The sequence below is a fragment of the Pseudoalteromonas sp. D15MCD-2 genome, assembly GCF_038562745.1.
Lineage (GTDB): Bacteria > Pseudomonadota > Gammaproteobacteria > Enterobacterales > Alteromonadaceae > Pseudoalteromonas.
The window spans coordinates 2,068,330-2,085,372 of sequence record NZ_JBCFQE010000001.1; the positions used below are offsets into that span (position 1 = coordinate 2,068,330).

17 protein-coding genes and 1 pseudogene are annotated in these 17,043 nt (G+C 39.9%); 4 read left to right on the forward strand and 14 right to left on the reverse strand.

Annotated features, from left to right (window positions below; genetic code table 11):
- Nucleotides 1-924: a universal stress protein UspE gene (gene uspE / locus AADY36_RS09390; protein ID WP_055021043.1), complete on the forward strand. Its 924-nt coding sequence runs from the start codon at nt 1-3 to the stop codon at nt 922-924.
- Between the two features lie 48 nt (nt 925-972).
- On the opposite strand, the gene ttcA is transcribed toward uspE, so the two are convergent.
- From ttcA to AADY36_RS09430, 8 genes are all read right to left on the reverse strand, one after another.
- On the reverse strand, nt 973-1,866 hold the full coding sequence (gene ttcA, locus AADY36_RS09395) for a tRNA 2-thiocytidine(32) synthetase TtcA (RefSeq protein WP_054561325.1): 894 nt from the start codon (nt 1,864-1,866) through the stop codon (nt 973-975).
- 241 nt (nt 1,867-2,107) lie between these two features.
- A complete protein-coding gene (locus AADY36_RS09400; protein WP_054561324.1) occupies nt 2,108-2,524 on the reverse strand; it encodes a hypothetical protein in 417 nt (138 codons plus the stop codon).
- 23 nt (nt 2,525-2,547) lie between these two features.
- Complete coding sequence (locus tag AADY36_RS09405; RefSeq protein ID WP_342408891.1) at nt 2,548-3,063, reverse strand: demethoxyubiquinone hydroxylase family protein; 516 nt, start codon at nt 3,061-3,063, stop codon at nt 2,548-2,550.
- Between the two features lies 1 nt (nt 3,064).
- The gene (locus AADY36_RS09410; RefSeq protein ID WP_054561322.1) at nt 3,065-3,487 is read right to left on the reverse strand and encodes a hypothetical protein; all 423 of its coding nucleotides are present in this window, start codon (nt 3,485-3,487) and stop codon (nt 3,065-3,067) included.
- A 118-nt stretch (nt 3,488-3,605) separates the two neighbouring features.
- Nucleotides 3,606-3,920, reverse strand: a complete 315-nt coding sequence (locus AADY36_RS09415) for a hypothetical protein (protein ID WP_054561321.1) — start codon at nt 3,918-3,920, stop codon at nt 3,606-3,608.
- Nucleotides 3,921-3,931: 11 nt separating this feature from the next.
- Nucleotides 3,932-4,825, reverse strand: coding sequence for a polyphosphate kinase 2 (ppk2, locus tag AADY36_RS09420; RefSeq protein WP_342408892.1), 894 nt, complete (start codon nt 4,823-4,825; stop codon nt 3,932-3,934).
- A 495-nt stretch (nt 4,826-5,320) separates the two neighbouring features.
- Complete coding sequence (locus AADY36_RS09425) at nt 5,321-5,989, reverse strand: DUF2987 domain-containing protein (protein ID WP_054561320.1); 669 nt, start codon at nt 5,987-5,989, stop codon at nt 5,321-5,323.
- Nucleotides 5,982-6,800, reverse strand: a complete 819-nt coding sequence (locus AADY36_RS09430; RefSeq protein ID WP_058584850.1) for a glucosaminidase domain-containing protein — start codon at nt 6,798-6,800, stop codon at nt 5,982-5,984. Before AADY36_RS09430 ends, AADY36_RS09425 begins: the two co-directional genes overlap by 8 nt.
- Before the next feature lie 214 nt (nt 6,801-7,014).
- Between AADY36_RS09430 and AADY36_RS09435 the strand changes: the two genes are divergently transcribed.
- Entirely contained in the window at nt 7,015-8,310 is a 1,296-nt protein-coding gene (locus tag AADY36_RS09435) for an anti-phage deoxyguanosine triphosphatase (protein WP_054561318.1), read from the forward strand.
- Nucleotides 8,311-8,411: 101 nt separating this feature from the next.
- Complete coding sequence (locus AADY36_RS09440) at nt 8,412-9,503, forward strand: DUF481 domain-containing protein (protein ID WP_342408893.1); 1,092 nt, start codon at nt 8,412-8,414, stop codon at nt 9,501-9,503.
- Between the two features lie 67 nt (nt 9,504-9,570).
- On the opposite strand, the gene AADY36_RS09445 is transcribed toward AADY36_RS09440, so the two are convergent.
- From AADY36_RS09445 to AADY36_RS09470, 6 genes and pseudogenes are all read right to left on the reverse strand, one after another.
- Nucleotides 9,571-11,724, reverse strand: a complete 2,154-nt coding sequence (locus tag AADY36_RS09445) for a prolyl oligopeptidase family serine peptidase (protein ID WP_285221324.1) — start codon at nt 11,722-11,724, stop codon at nt 9,571-9,573.
- 161 nt (nt 11,725-11,885) lie between these two features.
- A pseudogene (locus AADY36_RS09450) lies at nt 11,886-12,887 on the reverse strand (branched-chain amino acid aminotransferase); the annotation flags it as partial.
- Nucleotides 12,888-13,065: 178 nt separating this feature from the next.
- Nucleotides 13,066-13,854, reverse strand: coding sequence for an SDR family oxidoreductase (locus AADY36_RS09455; protein WP_054561314.1), 789 nt, complete (start codon nt 13,852-13,854; stop codon nt 13,066-13,068).
- A 21-nt stretch (nt 13,855-13,875) separates the two neighbouring features.
- Entirely contained in the window at nt 13,876-14,379 is a 504-nt protein-coding gene (locus AADY36_RS09460; RefSeq protein WP_239963665.1) for an Mpo1 family 2-hydroxy fatty acid dioxygenase, read from the reverse strand.
- Between the two features lie 104 nt (nt 14,380-14,483).
- Nucleotides 14,484-14,888: a hypothetical protein gene (locus AADY36_RS09465; RefSeq protein WP_342408894.1), complete on the reverse strand. Its 405-nt coding sequence runs from the start codon at nt 14,886-14,888 to the stop codon at nt 14,484-14,486.
- A 53-nt stretch (nt 14,889-14,941) separates the two neighbouring features.
- Nucleotides 14,942-15,604, reverse strand: a complete 663-nt coding sequence (locus tag AADY36_RS09470) for a Crp/Fnr family transcriptional regulator (RefSeq protein WP_055021052.1) — start codon at nt 15,602-15,604, stop codon at nt 14,942-14,944.
- Nucleotides 15,605-15,713: 109 nt separating this feature from the next.
- Here AADY36_RS09470 and AADY36_RS09475 point away from each other — a divergent pair, with 109 nt between their 5' ends.
- The gene (locus AADY36_RS09475; protein ID WP_342408895.1) at nt 15,714-17,003 is read left to right on the forward strand and encodes an amidohydrolase; all 1,290 of its coding nucleotides are present in this window, start codon (nt 15,714-15,716) and stop codon (nt 17,001-17,003) included.
- The last annotated feature ends 40 nt before the right edge of the window (nt 17,004-17,043 follow it).

Sequence of the window (17,043 nt, forward strand, 5' to 3'; positions counted from 1 at the left end):
ATGGACGCAATTAAACGAATTTTAGCAGTTATAGACCCAACCAAAGAGCAGCAACATAGTTTAAGCCGCTCAATTGATCTAGCCAAAAAATCTGGCGCGACCATCACCGCTTTCCTCAGTATCTACGACTTCTCTTATGAAATGACCACAATGCTTTCTGCTGATGAGCGTGAAGCAATGCGCGAAGCCGTCATAAAAGACCGCCAAGAATGGTTAAATGAACAAATTGCCCTTTACCCAGAGCTTACCATTGATAGCTGTGTGGTTTGGCATAACCGCCCTTACGAAGCCATTATCAATACCGTGATCAACGATGGTTTTGACCTTGTTGTCAAAGGCACTCATCAACACGATACACTTAAGTCTGTTATTTTCACGCCAACTGACTGGCACCTCATTCGTAAGTGCCCTGCTCCAGTTTTACTTGTTAAAGAGAAAGAGTGGCCGGAAAAAGGCAATATTTTAGCTGCTGTGAACGCAGTGAGTGAGAATGAACAACACCTTGAACTTAATAAGCGTATTATCAATGACGCTCGTTTCATTTGTGATTTGGCCAACGCAACGCTTAACTTAGTTAATGCCTACCCAGCAACTCCAGTTAATATCGCTATTGAAATCCCTGAATTCAACCCAGGTGTTTATAACGAATCAGTTAAAAAACATCACTTTGAATCAACGCTTTCATTAGCTGAAGGGTTTGATATTGATAAAGCTCATTGCCACATTGAAGAAGGCTTACCAGAAGATGTTATTCCTGATGTGGCTGCACGCCTCAACAGCGAATTAGTAGTGATAGGTACAGTTGGACGTACTGGCTTAAGTGCAGCGCTTGTCGGTAACACAGCAGAGCATGTTATTGATAGCCTTGACTGCGATGTTTTAGCACTAAAACCAGACGGCTATGTGAGCCCACTTGCTAAATAACCTTTTAAATATGCATTAAAAAAGCCCCAGTTTGGGGCTTTTTTCTTTTTATATATTTGTTACATCGATAAATAATGATTCATCAATGTTTGTCGATGAGACCACCGCCTCGCTAAAGTCATAGCTTTCACGATTGCCTTCTCTATCAAGTGGTAAATTTTCAAAATCAAATAAGTTTCTGTCAGCAAGCTGGCTTGGGCTAACATTTTGTAAAGACTTAAATATACTCTCAACACGGCCTGGAGTTTTCTTATCCCACTCAGTCAACATGGCTTTGATTGATTGACGCTGCAAGTTTTCTTGTGAGCCACATAAATTACAAGGAATAATTGGGAAGTCTTTGTGCTCAGCGTATTTAATTAAATCTTTTTCACGGCAATATGACAACGGACGGATTACCACGTTACGTTCATCATCAGAGCGCAATTTTGGTGGCATCGCTTTTAGTCGTGAACCATGGAACATATTTAAGAACATTGTCTCAACGATATCATCCATGTGATGACCAAGTGCTAGTTTAGTTGCACCAATTTTTTCTGCAAATGAATAAAGTGTGCCGCGACGAAGTCGTGAACACAGACCACAGGTAGTTTTGCCCTCTGGTACTTTTTCTTTTACTACTGAGTAAGTATCTTTATCAACGATGTAATACGGGATATTAAGCGTTTCAAAGTAATCAGGCAAAATGTGCTCAGGAAAACCAGGTTGCTTCTGATCAAGGTTTACTGCAATCACTTCAAATTTAATCGGCGCTGCTTTTTGTAAATTAAGCAAAATATCTAGCATTGCAAAAGAATCTTTACCACCACTGATACATGCCATAACAACATCACCGTCTTCAATCATGTTGTAATCAGTAATTGCGTTACCAACATGCCTTCTTAGACGCTTTTGAAGTTTATTAAATTCAAGAGTTTCTTTTCTAGTATCAGTTTGATTCATTTGCTCTGCTCATACAGGCTTTGTAAGCCATGTTTCATAGTAAAAAGTTCGGCGTGGATTATACGGACTTTTTGAGTCAGTTGAAATGATTAGCATGGGATAATTAAAGCGCTTCACTCGTAGAGATACCACGTAAAGCACAGCGCTTTGGGAATAAAGGTTAAGGATTCAGGTTATTTATATTTATAACAGGTTAAGTGGTGTTTTCTGGATTAACTAAATAATTTATATGAAACAACAATTAATCTAAAACGTTCGAAGCAGCTACTTCCGCCTCGATTATGGCTCGATGTGCTTTTAAACCAATATTTGTTGAATAAAAATCTGCTGCTATTTTGAGCTCTTGTGGTGTTAATAAACTAAGAATTTTAAGCTTAAAAGCCATCTTGGCGGCACTCATGTCTGTTGGCTCTGCCAATACAGATGTCCCCATCGCATTTATCAACAATTGCTTTTGACTTTCAGGTAAATCTTTTAGTGTATCTGCTAATATTTGCTTTGTATCAACCTCTACATTACCACCACCAAGGCCATTAAAAATTTCATCCATTTTCAATGCATTATAGAACCGTTCAAATTCTAATTCTGCATTTGGCTCAGACTGAGCCGAACACACCATAAATGGTAACGAAAACAAAATCAGCAAACAAACTCTCATTTAATTATCCTTATTTTTTAGTTTTACAACTTAGTAGAAAGCCAAATAGCAAATTTAGTGGAGTGCTTAACTACTAATCTGATTGGTGAATAGTAAAATGAACTTGTACCATTCACTTTGCCTAGGTTCTGGTGTTCAATTTCATCTTGTTGAATGCTTAGTACCGCTTGATATGCGCTTTTATTGTTGTTCTCTAAATAACTTAATTGCCATTCTAGATGATGTAGAACCGTTGATTCAACGGCTTCTGTACACACCCAAATTGCTTTACGTCCAAATAAAGCAGTAATCAAACCTAAACAATAACCACCCAAAGACCAAAACCAGATTGCGTAGCAATGCCGTATTTTATGTTCCTTTAACCAACAATCAAACGTTTTGAAATGCTCGATTTCATGATTTAGCATTTCTTTAAGCTGTACAGAGATATCTGGATATAAAAATTTAGAGACAAATAACTGAGCCTTATAAATACTTATCGCCCCAAATTCACCTGCATGATCAACACGCACAATCCTAGCGACTTCTTTTGAGATCATCTTAATTGCTTACTGTGCATTTGTAACGAGAAGCTGTACAAGCAAGGTCAGGCCAATCATCTCTGCCCCAACAGTATTTATCATTTCTAAGAGGTTTTAGATGCCAAACCACAGGCTTGCCCTTTTTATCTAAGCGGGTTTCATTTTCAAGCTGCACACGGATTAAATTTTTCTCTGCTGAGAGAATATTGTAAACGAAGGTTTTTCTCGCTTCAGACGCGGAAATATAGCCCTGCTCATCATAAGAGATTTCTAATGTTTTATTTTTAAACGTTATGGTATGAAAATTAGCTTCACAAACTGGGCTATTTGTAGACTGCCATGAGCCTTGCAACTTAGTTTGCATTTCTTGGTTGATAGGTGAATGACTGCTACAAGCTGAACATAGCAGTAAAATAACAAAAATAGGCGCTGAAGTTTTCATTAAGATGCTTTTAAGTCCCTGAAAAAGTAAGGTTTAGCATATCGAGAATCGTAAAAATGTCCAGCTATACGCTTAATAAAAAACAAAGGGCACATGAGCCCTGTGCCCTTTGTTAACTTTAAGCGCTTTTAGTTTTAGCTTTTTTATTCTTTGCCATTCGTTTAGCACGTTTTATTGCCGACTTTTTCGACGCATTTTTCTGCGCTATTTTTAACACTTTAGCCTCTTTTAATTGCTTTTTTGCTGCTTTCAAGCGCTTTTTAGCATTTTCGGCTAGTTTCTCTGCTTCACTAGCGCACTCTACAGCTGCTTGTGCTTTAAGTGCTGCATCTTTTGCAATTTCAGTGGTTTTGGCCACTTCTTTTTTACTCTTTTCGAGAATTTTTTCGAGCTTAGCAAGACGTTTCTCAAATACTGACTGTGAATTTTGCATAGTATTCTCCTTTACTGACGTGCAGACATGCGGGTAGGTTCTGTGACAATAAGCGGGTCGAGACGATTCACAATTTCGTGATCTTTTTCTGGGTAATCCAAACAGCTTAAGAAATGACGCATACAGTTGATACGCCCGCGCTTTTTATCATCAGAGCGAATTTGTGTCCAAGGTGCATCCTTAGTATGGGTATGAAACATCATGGCATCTTTGGCATCACTGTAATCATGCCATTTAGCCAGTGATGCCATATCAACTGGGCTTAGCTTCCATTGTTTGAGTGGATCATTTTGGCGAGATTTAAAGCGTCTAAATTGCTCTTCTCTGCTGACCGAAAACCAATATTTAAATAGCTTAATACCGCTATTCACCAACATACGTTCAAGTTGAGGAGTTTGACGCATAAACTCTAAATATTCGTGATCATCACAGAACCCCATTACCTTCTCAACACCGGCTCGGTTATACCAAGAACGGTCAAATAATATAATTTCACCCTTTGTTGGCAGGTGGTTAATGTAACGCTGAAAGTACCATTGATCACGCTCTCTTGCAGATGGTTTTTCTAAAGCCACCACGTGCGCCCCACGAGGGTTTAAATGCTCCATAAAGCGCTTAATAGTGCCACCTTTACCCGCCGCATCTCGACCTTCAAATAAAATCACAATTTGCTGGTTGGTCTCTTTTACCCAGCCTTGCATTTTTAAAAGCTCGATTTGCAGTTCGTGTTTATGACGCTCGTATTCAACTACGTCCATTTTGCGTTTATATGGGTATTTACCGTCAGCATTCCACTTTAAGCTTGGGTTTTTAACATTTAGATCAAAAACCACATCCTGCTTCGCATTGGCTTCGGCTAATTTCTGCTGTTTAATTGATACAGGTTCGACATTGACTGTCTGCATAACGACTCCTTTTAAACTATAACTACCTATATTGAGATCTTTATAGTTTTACTTTAAGCCAGTTATTGCTAAGTAACTTGATCTAAATCTATATTTTCAATTCTTGAAAAATCATTTAAAAATAGAAGGTTAGCACTTAATAATTAAGTAAAAATAAGGATGCTAAAATAAAATTAAACCTTTTATCTATAGCAAGAAACAATCAGTAAAAACGCATATCTTCATACTGTTTTCAGATCTAAAAACACGCTAATTCTTAAATGCACAGCAATACAAATAGTTAGAAAAGATATGAATTAAAGGGAATAATGTAGATAAAATAAACAGTCAAAGTAACTGCACTGCTTACGATGAATTTCAGATTTTGATGCTAAACCAAAATAACGAGGAAACTCTTTAAAAAAAGAGACATAAGAACTATCTGCTTCACAACGAAAAAAGGACCTAATAAGGTCCCTTTTGTCAATATTAAAACGCTTTACCAATATATGGTCGCTATTTAACAATCCACGGTGTGGCACTGATGAGCTCAGCATGACTGCTAAGCACTGTGTTATCGTCTTGCCAGTCGTCTGTTACTTTTATTGAACAACGCTGCTCTTTACAGCTAACGTCATTTGCCGAAATAGCATCTTGGCCATTAAATTTAAGAACAACACCTTGTTGTTCAGGCAGTAAAAACCACATTAATTTGCTAACAAAAAAGCCTGACAAATCAGATAACAGCTCGTCAAATTCTTCATTTAACGTATATAAGTTCGCTTTACTGAGTTCAAAATCAGCCAGATCAGTTGCTTCAATTTGTAACTTTAACTGGCATTCATGTTTTGGATTTTCAGGTTGAACAACAATTACGGCTTTATCAGTATCTAATTGCTTATCAAAAGGTAAAAGTAACTGAGCCTTATCTGTATATGTTAGGTCAAACTCTTGTTTTTCTGTAATTATTTTACCTGATTTAATTGTGCATACTTCGTTGCTAGCAATATCAGACAAATAAAAGTTAACTTGAGCGTATTGAAACTCGCCTTTATTAACAACTTTCAAACGATCGTAAAAGCCATCATAGGCAACAACAAATTCTGTTGCAGCGGCCTTTGAAGCAACTGCACCTAGCGCAACCGCGATGGTTGCTGCTTTTAACCATGGAAGGAGTTTATTCATCAAAGTAAGCTCTGTTTTGATTTATCATTTTATTCAATTCTTCAATGTACGCTTCACGTCGTTCAGAGTAAGACAGTAAACCTTGTGTTAGCTTAGTTGCATCAATTGGCTTTTGCTGGCGACGTAAATCAGCACGAATTGATCTTAAATCTTTATACGCCGCATGGGTATTAATATTTTTAAAATAAGAGTTTACAGCAGCACGTACCGATTGAAATGCAGCCACTTCGTGAGCAGCTTCGTTGGCACGGCGACGAGGAACCATGCCACAGCCTTTTTTATAACACCACTGACCGAAAAAGTTTAAGCCAATACGTGCAAAGCGTGACGTACCCCATGCTGACTCATTAGCTGCTTGCATAAGCGCAAGCTCTTTAGGAATGATATCAACACGACGAAGTGCCTGGGTAAGCGATAAAGTATCTATGGTGGTAGGCAACTTGTAGCTATTCAGTATTTTTTTAATATCTGATTGCTGTTTGCTACTTAGTGGCTCATTGTACTCCAGCATCATGCGCGCGATTTCTAGAGTCGCACGCTGCTGTAGAATCTTTTTATTTTCGGCCTCAACATGAGGGCGAATAAAATCAAAAAATGCATGTTTCTTTTCTTTCACATCAGTAAAAGCTGCAAAATCTGGCAGTTTCACATTATGTAATGGCTTTTCTTTTTTGATTACGCGCTGGGTCCCTTTTGGCGTTGTCTGCGATTGTTCAGACCCACTTTCTACTACTTCTTTATCTACAAATGGCGATAACAACGCCCATGCAAAAAAAGCAGCAAGTAAAGCTCGAAAAACGTAATTAAGCATGTATTCTCTCATATAAACTACTACTCATGTGCGGTAACGTCACGCACACACAAAGGCGAAGTATACCAAAACCCTCTATTTTTGGCGAATTTGCCCTAAGAAAATTACCTAAACCTTTACCAAAATAGCGTGATTTAGCGCCAATTTACTCGCAATTTTCAAGCGCTTGCGTATACTGAAAAGCAAGCAAACGAGAAAAAGGTAGGTTATTTTTATGTGCCAATCTTGGCAAGCTCGCATTATTGATCAGCAAAAATATCGTCCAAACGATAACCGCTCAGCTTGGCAAGTTGACCGCTCTCGAATCATCCACGCCGCAGCCTTTAGGCGGTTGCAGGCTAAAACCCAAATTATGGGTATTGGCTTAAATGATTTTTATAGAACCCGTCTGACCCATTCTTTAGAAGTTGCTCAAATTGGCAGTGGTTTATTACGTCATCTAAAAAAGCAGCACCCTGAATTTACGAATTTTCCGAGCGGTAGCCTACTCGAGACCCTATGTCTTGCTCATGATATTGGCCACCCTCCTTTTGGGCATGGTGGTGAAATAGCATTAAATTACATGATGCGCGAGCATGGAGGCTTTGAAGGTAACGCGCAAACATTAAGAATTGTGTCTAAGCTTGAGCCCTATTCAAATGGCTATGGTATGAATTTAACCAGACGCACCTTGTTAGGTTTTATTAAATACCCAGCCTTTATTGATGATTTATGGCACAGCATTCCACCTTTGAGTGAGCAGCGTAGCTTTATTAAAGCTGACCATTGGCGACCAGCCAAAGGCTTATATAAAGACGATAAAGATGTTTTCGACTGGATCATTGATCCACTGTCGAATAACGATAAAGCGCTGCTGAGTAGTCATTATAAGGTTGATGAGTTTAGAGCTAAAACCCATTACAAATCGATAGACTCAGCAATTATGGAATTAGCCGACGATATTGCTTATGCCGTACATGATTTAGAAGATGCCATAGCTACAGAGGTTTTAACGCTGGCTGATTGGCAAAATCATGCCCTTGTACAATTACAAGAGCTTGACTCTGCATGGCTAACCACCCATTTGAGCTCGATAACCGCCAGACTCTTTTCTCATCACGAGTATGAGCGTAAAGACGCTATTGGTGAGTTGGTTAACACCTTTATTATTAACGCTCAGTTAGTTGTACAAAACGCAGATTTCGAATCAGAAATACTGCAATACACAGTAAGCCTACCGGATGAATTTGCCGAAATTCTTAACGTGCTAAAACATTTTGTTTTTAAACGTTTAATTCGCGAGCCAAAGATGCAGCAAGTTGAATTTAAAGGGCAAAACCTGTTGATTGAGTTATTTAGTGCTTTTGCCAGCGACCCAATGCGCTTATTACCTGAAACAACCCAAGAAATGTGGCTAAATGCGCACCAGCAAGGTGATAATGCAATGCGCATAATATGTGACTACTTATCAGGGATGAGTGATGAATATGCTTATAAAACCTATCAGCGCTTGTTTTTGCCATCTGCTTAAGTAATTTTTGAACAGTAGTTGAAATTGTTCTAAAATTAAACAGGTCATAGTAATAACAACCTCACCCCTTGAATGCATTTTATTTAACATGGATTGAAATAATGCTCAAAAAATACCTGCTTATTAGTGCTGCTGTAGCAAGCTCATTTGCTTGCTATAGTGCAGAATCACTTCCTGATCCGCTTCTTGAAGAACGCGGCATAATCATAAAAGATGCCACTCATTTCGATTGGGTACGGCTAAATTCGGGCGAATGGCTCAAAGGCGAGCTAGTCTCCATGTATGATAAAGAGATTGAGTTCGACAGTGATGTGCTCGACACATTAATTATTGATCGCGAAGATGTCTACATGATTATCTCAGATCGCCACCATACTGTGCGCTTTAACGATGGTAATGAGCTAAGCGGCACATTAAATATCTCTGGTGGTTATGTGAAAGTTGGCGAACAAGAAGCTAAATACCGTTATCGCGATTTAGTCTCTATTGCTCCTTCAGTTGAAAGCGAACTCAGTGCATGGACAGTGAAAATATCACTAGGTGCCGATATATCAAAAGGTAATACTGACCAAACCGAATATTCGGCTCGTGCAGATATCAAGCGCCGTACGGCGTCTAGCCGTTTCCTCGCAGAGTTTTTAGGTTATCGCACCACCAGCGATGAGCAAGTCACTAAAAACAACATTCGCGCTAACGGTACCTTCGACTGGTTTCAGACCCAAAAAATGTATTACCGCCCTATCTTCTTTGAGTACTACCGTGATCCGTTTCAAAATATCGCTAACAAGTACACTGTGGGTGCCGGTGTTGGTTACTATGTAATGGATACCGATAAAACAGAATGGGATTTTTCAACAGGCCCTGCTTATCAAAAAACTGAGTTTGATACTGTCGCTACGGGTGAAGAAAAATCAAATTCATCTTGGTCATATTTTCTCGGCACTAATTACGAGCTAGAGGTCACCAAGAAAATTGATTTTACCTTTAATTACCGCTACCTAACTGCAAACAGTGATGCAGGTGGTGACTCTCAATATGCGATGGCTGCGTTTGAGTTTGAGATCACCGATGATATTGATTTTGATATGTCATTAGTATGGGACTATTTAGCTGACCCGATTGCCGATGAAAACGGTGTAGTACCAGAAAAAGAAGATTACAAAATGATTTTCGCGCTGGGTATCGATTTATAAACATCCCAATTAATCGATATAAAAACGCCGAGCTTAGCTCGGCGTTTTCATTTTAGTTAAGTATATCTTATAGCGATTTAACACCCATGTTGTATAGGGTAAAGCCATAAATATCAGCGTATTGATCAATGATCTTACTGGTTGGTGTTCCTGCACCATGACCTGCATTTGTTTCAATGCGAATAAGATACGGATTTTGTTTCGCACCTTTTTCTTGTAGCTCTGCTGCAAACTTAAATGAATGCGCAGGCACAACACGGTCATCATGATCCCCTGTTGTTACTAAGGTTGCTGGGTAGCTAACACCCTCTTTTACATTATGAACTGGTGAATAGCCTTTTAAGTACTCGAACATTTCTTTACTTTGTTCACTCGTACCGTAGTCATACGCCCAACCAGCACCCGCTGTAAAGGTGTGATAACGCAGCATATCTAAAACACCTACAGCAGGAAGCGCAACTTTAAATAGCTCAGGGCGCTGTGTCATAACCGCACCAACTAATAAGCCACCATTTGAGCCACCACGTACCGCTAGGTAATCAGGTGAGCTGTATTGTTTTTTGTTTAAGTACTCAGCCGCAGCAATAAAGTCATCAAATACATTTTGTTTCTTAAGCTGTGTACCATTTACATGCCATTCTTTACCGTATTCGCCACCACCACGAATATTAGCAACAGCATATACACCACCGTGCTCAAGCCATGCCGCAATTGTAGGGCTGTAGCTTGGTGTTAGGCTCACGTTAAAGCCACCATAACCATATAAAATAGTCGGATTTTTACCGTTAAGTTCGGTGCCCTTTTTGTACGAAATTATCATCGGAACTTTGGTGCCATCTTTTGATGTATAGAACACTTGTTCAGAGATATATTCTTCGCTATTAAATTTAGCGCCCGACTTGCGGTATACATCAGACTTACCTGATTCAACATCAAACGAATAGGTATTGCCTGGTGTAGTGTAATTAGTAAATGAGTAATACAGCGTTTGTGCATCGTGCTTACCGCTAAAGCCATATGCAGTACCCACACCTGGCAGGCTGATGTCACGCACCAATTTCCCTGATTTATCGTATTGTTTTACTTGCGAAATCGCATCAACCATATACTTAGCAAAGAAGTAGTCACCTCCTTTTGAAAGGCTAAGCACATTGTCAGTTTCTGGGATTAAATCTTGCCAATTTTCTGGGCTTGGATCAGCTGCATCAACAGTCACTACACGTTTATTTGGCGCGTTTAAGTTAGTCACTAAATACAGTTTCGAGCCGTCATTATCAATAATTGAGGTATCTGAGTCAGTGTTATCTAAAATCGTCACTAGCTCGCTGTCAGGCTTAGTTAAATCTTTGATAAAAAGTTTATTACCTGAAGTTGAAGTACTTGCAGCAATTATTAAATAACGATTATCACGGGTTACATCAGCACCAATATAACGATGTTTCTGAGCCTCTGTGCCACCATAAACTAATTGGTCATCTGCTTGTGCCGTGCCTAACTTATGGTAGTAAACTTTATGTTGATCTGTTTTTGCAGACAGCTCACTACCCTTTGGCTTATCGTAGCTCGAATAATAGAATCCTTCGTTGCCAAGCCAAGAGATACCGCTGAATTTTACATCGACTAATGCTTCTTCAATTGGTTGTTTAGTCGCTGTATCAATAATGATAATTTTGCGCCAGTCACTGCCGCCTTCAGAGATTTGATAAGCCGCTAGCGTGCCGTCTTCTGTGAATGTTAAGCCCGACATTGAGGTTGTGCCGTCGCTACTGAAAGTATTTGGATCTAAGAACACCTCAGCTTCTGAGTCACCTTTTTTACGATAAACTACATACTGATTTTGCAGACCATCGTTTTTATAAAAGTAGGTGTACTCACCCTCTTTAAATGGCGCTGTGACTTTTTCATAGTTCATCAACTTTTCAAGCGTAGTTTTTAGCTCATCGCGATACGGAATCTTTTTTAGATAAGAAAAGGTAACGTCATTTTCGGCTTTAACCCACTGGGCTGTTTCGTCGCTCATATCGTCTTCTAACCAACGGTATGGATCGGCTACTTTCTCTCCGAAGTATTCATCAACAACATTGCCTTTTTTAGTTTCTGGATAATTCACAGCAGCTTTAACCTCTGCAGTTTTCACTGTTTGTTCTTTTTTTGTTGGGGTAGATTCACCGCAGCCCGCCAATGCAACAACAATTGCACATGCTAGTGTTTTCTTGATCATAATTAATTTACTTTTAGTTATTGTTAATAAAATGAAAGTAAAATTAAAGCATTAGAATGTCTAGTAATTTGCGGTTAAACACAGGAACTGCTGTAAACCAATGTAAAAACAAAAAAGCCACGTAGTAACGTGGCTCTTCAAAGCATGTATTTGCTAAGCGATTATACTTTTGTTAACCAGCCATGAGTATCTGCTGATTTACCCCATTGAATATCATTCAATGCTTGGCGTAATTTAGCAACTTTCTCACCTGGTTCACCCGACCCCACTTTAAACTCTTGGTCGTTATGAATAAGTGTGCCAACCGAGGTAAGTACCGCAGCGGTACCTGATAACGCAGCTTCAGTACCTGGTTTAGCAGCTCTTTCTAGTAACTCAGACACAGTAAAGTTACGCTCAGATACTGTCATACCTAAATCTTTAGCAATCGTTAAAATACTATTACGCGTCACACCGTGTAAGAATGTGCTATCAAGTGCTTTAGTGATGATTTCATCACCATCAATTAGAATGAAGTTTGCAGCACCAGTTTCTTGTACATCACCACCAGGGCAGAATAAAATTTGGTCTGCTTGATGCTCTGAGCGAGCTTCTAAGATTGGACCTAATGCACTTGCATAGTTACCACCACTTTTAACCATACCCATGTGTGGTGCACAGCGCATGCCGTCTTCTTCAAGTAATACACGTAATGCTGTAGCACCGCCTGAGAAATAATCACCTACTGGCGAAAGCAATACATAAAGCAAGGAACTCATTGACGGTGCAGCCGCTTTACCGATTGCCGCTTCTGTACCAATGTGAGTTGGGCGAATATACATTGAACCCGGCGGTGTTGGTGTTTCGTCTGCGTACTCTTTTACAATGTCTTTGATCATTTGCTCAAGCATGCTTTCGTCAAAGTCAGGTAAGTTGAGTAACTTAGAGCTTTGTTTCATACGAGCAATGTTAGCATCCATACGAAAGATATAGACCGAGCCATCTTCGTGACGAAATGCTTTTAATCCTTCAAAACAGGTGCTTGAGTAATGTAATACGTGAGCACCCGCATGTAATTCGATTTTATCAGATGGGACCAGCGCGCTTTCACTCCATGAGTTATCAGCAAAACGTGCTTGGATCATTTGTGGCATAAATACAGTACCAAATGCGGCCATTGTTGTTCTCTCTTGTTTGGACTACTTTTACCCCATTGTATGCTAATCCATCCCCGTTTAACCATAGCAAACTAGTGCCTTTTATCGATTAAAGTGATAATAATCCGACCATTTGGTACAAAAAATGCGCAACCCAAGTTGCGCATTGTTTACTGAGAATCATTCGCTAACAAATGACTATAAATTATCTGTAGTTCATTTTTGCTGTGAGGCGATTAAAAAAGCCCGGGAAAAAACGCTTGATAGTCGGTGCTAAACCACTTATTCCTTCACCAATAACAACTTCATCTTTCTCGGCTTCAATGGCTTTAATCATTTTTGCAGCCGCTTTTGCCACATCCATACCGTTTTCAATTGATTCCTCTGGCTTATTTTGCGGTTTACCTTGGCCATCTAACGAATTATGCGCAATGGCTGTTTTAATTGAACCCGGGCAAATAGTCAGGCAATTCACATTTTTGTCGGCTAGTTCTGCTCTTAAGCAATCCATAAAGCCGACAACCGCATACTTAGAACCCGAATACCCAGTTCTGAACTTTGAACCGACTTTACCCGCTACACTGCTAATTGATACCACCATGCCCATACCTTGCTTCACCATCTGTGGTACGACCGCCTTAGTTAAAGCAATTAAACCAAAGTAATTTACTTCCATCAGTTGGCGATAAACAGTAAATTCATTTTCTAAAAATAGACTACGCTGCGACACCCCACCGTTATTGATAAGCACATCAATGCGGCCAATTCGCTCAATCACTGCTGGCATATCTTCAAGTAAGGCTTCGGGCTTTGCCAAATCAAGAGCGACCACATGATGATTACCACCGAGCCTTGTATTAAGAGCGTTGAGTTTTTCCTCATTGCGGGCAGACAGTACTAGCGTTGCCCCTTTTGCCGCCAATTGCTCACAAAGTGCCTCACCAATTCCAGAAGATGCCCCAGTAACCCAAACTGTTTTACCATTTAATTGCATGTGTGTTCCTTATTATTGTTGTTATGCTTTGTTAGGCCCTGCATTTTGTTCGATATGATCAGCAATATCTTTATAAAAACCAAGCATAATCAAAAACTCTGCTAATACAAATAACGGCCCTATGACCAAACCAATTAAATCATCAACAAAGGCTGGCTTTTTACCTTCAAAATAGTGACCAATAAACTGAAACACCCAACCAACAACGAAACTGCCAATGCTCACAGCTAGCCATAACTCTGTTGAAAGCGACACCACAGGCTCAGCAGCAATGCTTAACAAACTTAAGCATACAGCCATAATTAACCCCATAGATAAGCTAAGCATTAAGTAATAAAGACAGGTGAGTGCAATTACCACGGTTGCTAAAGAGATAACGGCAGGCTCTGAGATAAGCGTGACGCGTTGTAATAAACAAATAATTGCAAACACAATTAATGGAATGCCAATAAAGTGAGTGTAAATATTGCGTTTAGAACGGTGATAAAGGGCGTAATTTGTCAGTTGTTGTTTTAATGTTTTCATTGTTTTTCCTGCCAAAACTGTGTTCAAAATTCAGATTAGCAGAAAATTTACCATCAAGAATGTCAACTAGCCGACATTTAAAGTAGCTAGCTTAAACTCACACATTAAACCAGCGCATCAATAACTTTGCCTTTTTCAGCTTCTGGTCGCATATCCATGCGTTCGCGACCTTTTTGATACTCTTCATCGAGCATCGCTTGCAGCTCATTCATTTTTTCTTGCAGTGCTTTAGTATCGGCACCTTGTTGTTGCATTTGTTCAGCAAGCTTCTCTATTTGCGCTTTTATTTCATCAATTTTCTCTTTATCAACCCCGAGTCGCTGATAAACCAAAGCTTCTTGTGCCTGCGCTAAAAAAGAGCTGGACTCAGACTGCTTTTGTAAAAGTTGTTGTGCTGAAGATGCAGGCTTATGCATGGCTTTCACACCCTCAGTGCGAGCCGTTTGCGACAGCTTAGCAACAGCCGAAGCGTGATAAGGGTTATATTGATTATGAAATGTAATTGCCACAAGTGTCTTCCATTTAAGCTTGATTACAACCTTGTAGCAATTTTAGTTCCAAGCTAGCTTTGAGATTGCAATTTATCTATATCAATAATTTCAATCGTTTGATATTTAAGATTAATAATTGAATCAGCTTGCAGGGATTGTAATATTTGGTTAATAGTTTGCCGTGTTAAATAGGTCATATCGGCAAGTTGTTGCTGGGTAAGCGGCAAACAGCTTTGGAGTGACGATTGATAAAGCATGCACAACCGCTTACTTACCTTTTGCTTTGCTGTAAGGAGTGCGTGATCTTCTAATGAGTCAAACAGGTTTCGCACTTTATTGGTAAGCAGAAGCCCAAAATCATGCCAATATGCAGGGCTTTCTTGTAATAACTGGCTTAATGCCCGCTCAGGTACGTGTAAAAGTCGTACCGCAGTTTGAGCATACACATCGTGGGTGCGCTTACCACCATCAAACAGAGCAACTTCACCAAACCACATAGCACTGGTTACAAAACTGAGCACGGCTTCTTTGCCTTGGCTATTAACCCCAGAAACTCTAAGCACGCCATTAATAACACAATACAGACCGGTATTTTCATCACCACGCAAAAACAATGCATCACCAGCATTTAAGGTGATTAATTTAGCATTTTTTACTAGCTTGTCCCTAAATAATTGTGTGCGATTTTTAAACCATTTGTCTTGGTTAATTACCGAAAGGTCTTGTTCATTCAAGTGTTTATCCTTTACATTGGTGTAGTGTGCATATATCCAAGCCACCTCAAAATGCAGAATTCAGCGTTTCACAGGTTGTTTGGATATCTAAATAATAAAAGGATACGGGATGTTAAACAAACTACTTTCGACCAGCCTACTTCTCAGTGCTATTTCTACCCCTGCATTTGCGAGTGATATTAATACTGAACTTAAATCTGCCAATAAAAGCGTCAGCGAAAAAGTTATTAAATGGCGCCGTCATTTACACCAATACCCAGAGCTTAGTAACCGTGAGTTTGAAACAGCCAAATACGTGGCTAAGCATTTACGTTCGTTAGGCCTTGAGGTTCAAACAGGTGTGGCTCATACCGGTGTGGTTGCCAAACTTAAAGGGGGCAAAAAAGGTCCGCTTATTGCGCTACGTGCAGATATGGATGCACTACCTGTAAAAGAGCAAGTAGACTTACCTTTCGCGTCAACTCAAACAACAGAGTACAAAGGCAATACCGTTGGCGTAATGCATGCCTGTGGTCATGATAACCATGTGGCTATTTTAATGGCAGCAGCTGAGTCTTTAGTAAAAATTAAAGACCAACTAGCTGGTGATATTCTGTTTGTCTTCCAACCTGCTGAAGAAGGTGCACCAGATGGCGAAGAAGGCGGTGCAGAGCTGATGCTTAAAGAAGGCTTATTTAAAGAAAAGCCAGAAGCCGTATTTGGTTTACACGTAACCAGCTCACTTAATACCGGACAAATTGGTTTTCGTGAAGGGCCGCTAATGGCCAGCGCCGACAAATTTACAATTACAGTAAAAGGTCGCCAAACTCACGGCTCACGCCCTTGGAATGGGGTTGACCCAATTGTGGCGTCATCACAAATTATCATGGCAACACAAACCATTGCTTCTCGCCAAGTTGATGTGACCAAAGCGCCTTCTGTGGTTTCATTTGGTGCCATTAATGGCGGTGTGCGTAACAACATCATCCCTGATGAGGTTGAAATGGTGGGCACAATTCGTACCTTTGACCAAGAAATGCGTGCTGACATTAAAAAACGTTTAGCTAAAACCGCTGAGATGGTAGCTGAATCAGGGGGCGCAGAAGCACATGTTCACATTGACCATGGTTACCCAGTAACAGTGAACGATGTTGAATTAACCAAGAAAATGACACCAACTCTTGCTGGTGTGGTTGGCAAAGAAAACCTGATCACAACGCCACTTATCACAGGTGCCGAAGACTTTAGTTACTACGCCTTAGAAACACCAGGCATGTTCTTTTTCTTAGGTGTCACACCAGAAGGTCAAGATGCGGTTACAGCACCCAGTAACCATTCACCACACTTTTTTGCAGACGAAAAAGCTTTACAGCTTGGCGTAAATGCAATGACGCAATTAGTGGTTGATTACCTAAAATAATAAAAATTTTCTTACCGGCGGGTGACATCACTACCCGCCC